Source organism: Helicobacter sp. (genome assembly GCF_029067145.1).
GTDB lineage: Bacteria > Campylobacterota > Campylobacteria > Campylobacterales > Helicobacteraceae > Helicobacter_D.
Genome location: NZ_JAIEFA010000032.1, coordinates 1 through 6,879 on the forward strand (window position 1 = coordinate 1; position 6,879 = coordinate 6,879).

Genomic DNA, 6,879 nt, shown 5'->3' on the forward strand with positions numbered 1-6,879 from the left:
TATTTGCAAATTTAATTAAAATTTTTTAAAGAGAATTTAAATGATAGAAATTTCAAAACAAGCAAATCTTCCCACGCAATTTGGGGATTTTATGATTCAATCTTTTAGAGAAAAAAAGCTTTTTAAAGGCGAATCTTATCTCTTGGAACATTTGGTGCTAAGGACGATAGAGATTCCAGAAAATCCCCTTGTGCGTGTGCATTCGGAATGTTTAACCGGAGATGTGTTTTCAAGTCTTAAATGCGATTGTGGCGGTGAGTTGCAAATGGCTTTGAAAAGAATTGCAAAAGAACAGGGATTCTTAATTTATTTGCGTCAAGAAGGGCGTGGAATCGGGCTTTTTAACAAAGTCAATGCGTATGCTCTGCAAGATAGTGGCTTAGATACGATTGAAGCCAATCTTGCTTTGGGATTCCGAGAAGACGAGCGCGATTATGCAATCGTGAAGTTTATTTTTGATTATTATCATTTGCACCAAATCCGCTTGCTAACAAATAATCCAGCCAAAATTCGCGCGTTTGAATCTATGATTAAGCTCACGCGCGAGCCGATTATCGTAGAATGTAATGCGCATAATGCACATTATTTGGAAGTGAAAAAAACCAAAATGGGACATTTGCTTTAATAAGGAAAAAGATGAAAGTTAAAATTGATTATGCGCAAGCAAGGGAGATTTTGGAATCCCAAACGATTGAAACTTTGGGCATAGAGCGCGTCTTTTTGTATGAGGCTTTAGGGCGCGTTTTGGCGCGCGATGTTGTTGCAACGCAAGATATGCCACAATCCACGCGCTCCAATATGGACGGATACGCAATAAATTCTAAATTTTTGCAAGGAAATGCCGCGCAAGAATTTAAAATCTTGGGAGAGAATCCAGCAGGAAATGTGCAGGATTCTGTTCTGCCTCTCCACCAACCCTTTGCAATTAAGACTTTCACAGGGGCGGAGATTCCACAAAATGCCGATATTTTAGTTCCCATAGAACAGGTAAAGATAGAAGCCCAAACCCTGTGTCTTTTGGAGATTCCAAAGGTTGGGCAATATATTCGTCAAAAAGGTGCAAATTATCACAAAGGCGAGAAGCTAATCTCCAAAGGAGTGCGGCTTAATGCAAATCATATTGGGCTTTTGGCAAGCCTAAATTGTGTCTTTGTAGAGGTATTTACGCGTGCGAAAGTCGGGATTTTGGTTAGTGGAAACGAATTGTTGGAGCTGGGGGAAAGTGCTAAAAATGGAGCGAATATTTACAATGCCAATGGGCATTTGCTTGTTGCAAAAGTGCTAGAAAATGGCGGAATCCCAAAGCTTTATCCGATTTTAAAAGATACAAAAGAGCAGGTGAAAGAATGTGTGAATCTAGCACTTAGCGAATGTGATTTAATCCTAAGCAGCGGGGGAGCAAGCGTGGGGGATTATGATTTTATTGCGGCAATTTGCAAGGAAAGAGAAAGCGAAATGGTGTTTAAAGGCATCAACATTAAGCCCGGACAACACATTTCTTACGCACATTTTGGAGGCAAGCAGTTTTTTGGCTTGCCCGGCTTCCCAAACTCTACTTTGGTAACCTTTGAACTTTTTGCCAAAGAGATTCTGTGGCGTCTTAATGGAGGGCATTTTAAGCCTATTACTTTGGAGGTTTTGTTACAAGAAAATGTGAGCAAAACCGATTCTCGCTTAGAATTTCGCGTGTGTAATGTGCGAAATGTTGAGGGTAAATGGAGCATAGATTTTGAGGGCAAAAAGGACTTCCAAAGCGCGATTTTAAACAATTTTTGTCCGCTAGATTCTGCGTATAATGGATTATGTATTTTGGAATCTGCCAAAAGTGCGGGCGAGAGGGTGCAAGTAATTTTGCTTGCCTAACAATGTCGCACCACAGCACCCTTTGCTTGCTTCTTGTGCCTCCTTTGTCCTTACAAGGAGTGAGCAGAATAAATGGTGAAACAATTCTTGCCTGCAATCCATAATCCAAAACTTACCTTTTTAGATTCCATTGCAAATTTACTTTGAGCTTAGATTGTAGATTGCCACAGCCCTAAAGGACTTCGCAATGATAAGGCGAGAAGCGTAAGGTATGCTACACTATGGATTTGCGCTAAAGCGGGTGAGTTGCTCTGCAACGCACACCACGACTTGATTTATCAAGTCTCGCAAGGACGAAAAAATAAATCTCATTTCTACAAGTAAAATCCCGCAAGGAAAATAGCAGAATCGCAAGTCATCAAAAACGCAATTTACTGCAAGCTTAGCAGATTCTAGGTAGTAATTCTCCGCTTGGATAGTCTAAATATCGCCTTGCGTTAAAGGGGGTTTTTAGCACAACTTTTGTTGCATTTTCTGCGGTAGTATAGCCGATGATTGCGGCGTTTTTCGCGCCTTGTGAATGCAGAATCTCTAAAGCCTTTGTTGCGTCTTCTTTGGCAACACATAGTATGCACATTCCCTCGTTTGCTAGATTATAGGCTTCAAATCCCAATAATTCACAGATTCCGCGCACTTGCGGGAGGATTGGCAAATGCGCTTCCTCAATCTCTATGCCGATTTTTGAAGCGTTTGCCCATTCGTTTAGCACGCTTGCGATTCCGCCTCTTGTCGCGTCGCGTAAGGCGTATAATTGGAGTTTTGCCTCAAAGAGTGGCTCTAAGATAGGATAGAGTAGGGCGCAATCGCTTTGCAAATCGCTTTGTAGTCCGATTCCCTCGCGGTTGGAATAAATCACTGCTCCGTGTGTGCCGATGTTGCCACTAACTAAAATCGCGCAATCTTGCGGAATCCCAAATGCGCTTAAATTCAAATGCGGGTGCAGAAACTCTCCTAGCGCGGTTGTGGTGATGAAAAGCTTATCCAAAGTGCCTTTGGGAAGCACTTTTGTGTCCGCAGAGAGGAGCTTTGCGCCACTTTGTCTTAGGGTATGTGCAAAAGATTCTACAATGCGTTTTAAATCTGCAATCAAGAATCCCTCCTCAATCATAAAGCTTGCGCTCAAATAACGCGCCTTTGCGCCCATCATCGCGACATCGTTGCAGCTTCCGCATACGCAGAGTTTGCCAATGTCCCCACCATTAAAGAACAGGGGTGAGACGACATAACCATCGGTGCTAAGGGCGAATTTTTCTGTATTTTGGCTTAGGATTCCAACCCCTGCGTCCTCACCCCCACCCATTACACAGCCTTCTAGTAAGGGATAAAAAAGCTCTGTAATAAGATTTTGCGATTCTACGCCGCCGCTTCCGTGACTTAACAAAATAGAATCTGAAATTTGTAAATATCGCATAAAAATCCTTTGCTTAGTTTAGGTGTAGCGATAAGCCGAGTTCTGTTTATGTGGCTATTTATCTGGATTTTGCCTTGCAGCAAAATTCTAGCAAAAGGTTTAGAGACTTGGGATACTAACCATACCTTTCTTGCTGCGGATTGGGCTTGCAAAGTCAAAGTGCATTGCTACACTTTCGGTAGGCTCTTACCCTACCTTTTCACCCTTGCCACGATTGTGGCGGTTTGTTTTCTGTTGCGCTTTCCCTTAGATTGCTCTAGCCATTCTTTAAATGGAATCCTATCCCAATGCAGCTCGGACTTTCCTCTCTTTTTGGAGCAACCACTTGCTACACCTAGCCGTGATTGTAGCAGAAATGGCATAAAAAGAGTTTTAACTGCAAAGCAATCTAAGCTAGGCTTATTGTCCTTACGAAGCCCTTTTAGGGTTGTGGCAATCTATGCGACAAAGAAACAAGCTTTTTTAAAGGATAAAACAAAGGATTTTTGGAATCTAGGAAAAAGTTTCTAGGCTCTCGCAAGAGTTTTCTTAATTTTCTATAACTCTTAAAGCCCTCCAACCACGATAAGAAAGCCAAAAACAACCCGCTTTTAGATTTCTTTTGCAAGAACGAATCCTTGTCTTGATTGATTTCATAGGCAAAGGGCAAATAGCACAAAGAATCCAAAGTGTAATTTTGCCTCTCGAACCTCTTGCCCTGCAAGAATTTCTGCCCTCCAAGATTCATTTGATAAAAATAAAAATCAGTTGTTCTCCTAAAGAGATTTCCATCTTGACGTTTTAAAAGCACGGATTCTCCCAAAAGATAGGAATAAAAATCCTCCCGCAAATAGCGAATGAATGCGAGCATTTTCTCCTCATTGACGCAGAATCCCTCGCATAGCACTCTATCAATCTGCGCCTTTAACTCCTCTTTGGATTGTGCTTGTAGATTCAAACCATCAAAAGCATAGAAAGCTCTAGCACAAACAATCGCGGGCTTTTTGGCAATCATCGCATACATTCCCACGCCAGAGTTTAGCAAAACGCACATTTCGCTTAAATCAATAAGCGAGAGAAAATTGCAATTATCGGGCGCAAAAATTAAGTTTTTATAAAGCTTCTTGTCTAAATCACCTCCCAAAGGGTGCTTTTTGCAAACAAACACAACATTTTCTTTGAAATATTCCCCCGCAAGCTCGTTTAGGGTTTCTAAAAATTCCTCATAGCTAAAATAGGGCGAAAAATGCAGAATCGCTGTGTCGCATTCCACTTGCAAGGGGACGAAAATCACTCTTTTGTGCCGAATTCCAAGCGTTCTTTTAAGCTCATCTTGTGCGATAATGTCATTTTTATCTTCCAAAAATACATTAGATTCCAAAAGTCCCTTAATGTATTGCAAGGTGGAATCCTTTTGCGTAGAAGTGATTTCGTGATTCCAAAGCTTCTCATCGTAATTGTTAGAATCGCACAAAAATCCGCTATCATCAAAAAACCAAGCATCAGGAAATGCTCCTCTCTCAAAAACATAAAAAGGGATTTGATTTTCTCGCATAAACTGATAGATTTGTGCGATTTGTTCCCTTGCGTAAGGATTCAAGCATAAAAAGCGCGTGATTGCGTGCTTTTGCTTAAAGTCTAAGAATCTCTGCGCGTTAAACTCCTCCTCATCAAAAAACATTCGCTCCTCTGCGGCAATTGGTTCTCCCAAAAACACGCAGGGCTTTTGCAAAATTCTGTAATTATTGGATTTCTCACTATACAAAATACAGACTTTTTCTTTTGCCTTTGCAAAGATGAGCGGGTCTAAACTGCTTTTGCGGTTTAAATTGCTTAAGAAAAGCTTTTTATTGTTGTTGATTGCATTTGCGCTTAGATAACCATTCTGATTGGGGCGTTCGTGGTAGAGATGGACAAGAGAGATTCCATAAAACATTGCCTCTAAACCTACCAAAGCATACCAAGCGCGGAATCCTCTGAAGTCCTTTAGATTCCAATTGCGTGCGAAGTATTCTATCTCTTTGGGCATTATCTCAAAGGTAGCACAATGCCTTAAAAGCCGAGAGAAAAAGTCAAAATCCTCATAGCCAAATCCGACAAAATCCCCATATCCTCCAAGCTCCAAAAAAGTATAGGTGTTTAGCACGATAGAGCTTGAAGCGGGCGTGAGGAAGTCAAGAGTTTTTTTGTCATTCCATACGATACTAGATTGGATTTCCTCCTCTCTTAGCTCACCACTGATAAACTTTTGCGTGCCAAGCTCGTTTAAAAAGGCGCAAGGAAGCACGAGAAAACTCGCGGGATTCTCCGCGATTCCTTTAGTTTGTATGAGTTTTAGGATTTTGTCCAAAGTAGAATCCAAAAGCACATAATCCACATCTAGCACCATCATTGTAGGCGTTTGCACAAATCTTGCTCCATAATTCCTGCAAGCAGCGAGGGAGTAAGCACCCTTTTCTTGCTGTCTAGCGTCTTTGTAATAAAAATGTCCTTGCGATTCTATCAAGTCTTTCAGTTCCAAAGAATCCTGCAAGGGAGTGGAGGAAAACCCTTCTACAAAGAGATATTGCACCCTTTCATCGCTTTTTAGATTTTTGGCTTTGTATTTCACTCTTTTTGCGATAAATTTTCGCTCTGTGCTTAAGCCATAAGGAATAATAATACTTAAAATTTGCATTTTTAGCCTTTAGTTCTCTTGGTTTGTTTGGCGCAATTATGAACTTTGCGCTTATAGGTAACTTAGAATTTGTTTATATCTTTACAATAATCCAAAGCTTTAAAATTGCAATTTTGATGTTAAGAGTTGTAATGAAAGTTGTAGATAGAATCAATGAAATCTTGAAAGAAAAGAACATAAGCAAAAGAGAATTGGCGAATCGCCTCGTGGATTTTGGGCTAAAATCTAGCAAAACAGGGGAGACGCCGAGCCTCTCAAGCTTGTATGCTTATCTGAATGGGAATATTGAGATTAAAGCGGATATGATTCCTTATATCGCCGACGCTTTAGGGGTGTATGAGCAAGAATTTTTTTCTGATTCCAAACAAGCCTTAAAGATTATGGTAAAGATTTATCAGGGGAAAGTGGATTATAACAAATACGAAAAGATTATAGAGTTGTTAGAATATCTTTCGCCCAAGACGCTTGCCGTGCTAGAGGAATTGCTCACACAAAACAAGAAAAAGATTCAAGAACTAAATGAGATGATGCAGAGATTGTAGAATCTTGTTTAGGTGGTGAATTGTGGGTGGGATTCTTACATTTGGATTGCTTCAGGCAAGCCCTCGCAAAGACGAGTAAAAGCGGATTGGCAAGGTCTTACAGAAAAGCAGTATAAAATAAATTTAAGGAGAGGGAATGCAAAAATACAAATTCGGGATTCTTTTGGCAGCAACAAAAGATAGTGCCTTTACGATTGGGACGCTTTTATTAAACATTTTAGACAAAATGCCAAACCAAATTGATGTCTTTTATATCGTGCAAGATGGATTCTTGCCGACAGATAAACGAATTATGCAAGAGATTGTAGAATCTCGCGGGGGGGGGGGGGTAAATCGCTGGTTTGTGTATTTTACTTTTGGGATTTTTTGTGAAAAGGTTAAAAAATATAAACAAACGTGCCAAATAA

Annotated in this window: 5 protein-coding genes, 1 other RNA gene and 1 pseudogene; 4 read left to right on the forward strand and 3 right to left on the reverse strand. The window is 40.5% G+C overall.

Annotated features, from left to right (window positions below; genetic code table 11):
- Positions 1-40: 40 nt before the first annotated feature.
- The gene (ribA, locus tag K2N75_RS02985; protein WP_297681590.1) at positions 41-625 is read left to right on the forward strand and encodes a GTP cyclohydrolase II; all 585 of its coding nucleotides are present in this window, start codon (positions 41-43) and stop codon (positions 623-625) included.
- Positions 626-636: 11 nt separating this feature from the next.
- The gene (locus K2N75_RS02990; RefSeq protein WP_297681592.1) at positions 637-1,863 is read left to right on the forward strand and encodes a molybdopterin molybdotransferase MoeA; all 1,227 of its coding nucleotides are present in this window, start codon (positions 637-639) and stop codon (positions 1,861-1,863) included.
- 382 nt (positions 1,864-2,245) lie between these two features.
- Here the strand turns inward: K2N75_RS02990 and hypE are convergent, their stop codons facing one another.
- The 3 genes from hypE to K2N75_RS03005 form a co-directional block, all read right to left on the reverse strand.
- Positions 2,246-3,274, reverse strand: coding sequence for a hydrogenase expression/formation protein HypE (gene hypE / locus K2N75_RS02995; RefSeq protein ID WP_297681594.1), 1,029 nt, complete (start codon positions 3,272-3,274; stop codon positions 2,246-2,248).
- A 15-nt stretch (positions 3,275-3,289) separates the two neighbouring features.
- Positions 3,290-3,611: RNase P RNA component class A (gene rnpB, locus K2N75_RS03000), an RNA gene on the reverse strand.
- Positions 3,612-3,695: 84 nt separating this feature from the next.
- A complete protein-coding gene (locus K2N75_RS03005; RefSeq protein ID WP_297681596.1) occupies positions 3,696-5,930 on the reverse strand; it encodes a capsular biosynthesis protein in 2,235 nt (744 codons plus the stop codon).
- Positions 5,931-5,968: 38 nt separating this feature from the next.
- Between K2N75_RS03005 and K2N75_RS03010 the strand changes: the two genes are divergently transcribed.
- Both K2N75_RS03010 and K2N75_RS03015 read left to right on the forward strand, forming a co-directional pair.
- Positions 5,969-6,472 carry a helix-turn-helix transcriptional regulator gene (locus tag K2N75_RS03010; RefSeq protein WP_297681598.1) on the forward strand — a complete coding sequence of 168 codons (504 nt, stop codon included), beginning with the start codon at positions 5,969-5,971 and terminating at the stop codon, positions 6,470-6,472.
- A gap of 136 nt (positions 6,473-6,608) precedes the next feature.
- Positions 6,609-6,879 (forward strand): annotated as a pseudogene (locus K2N75_RS03015) (hypothetical protein); the annotation flags it as partial.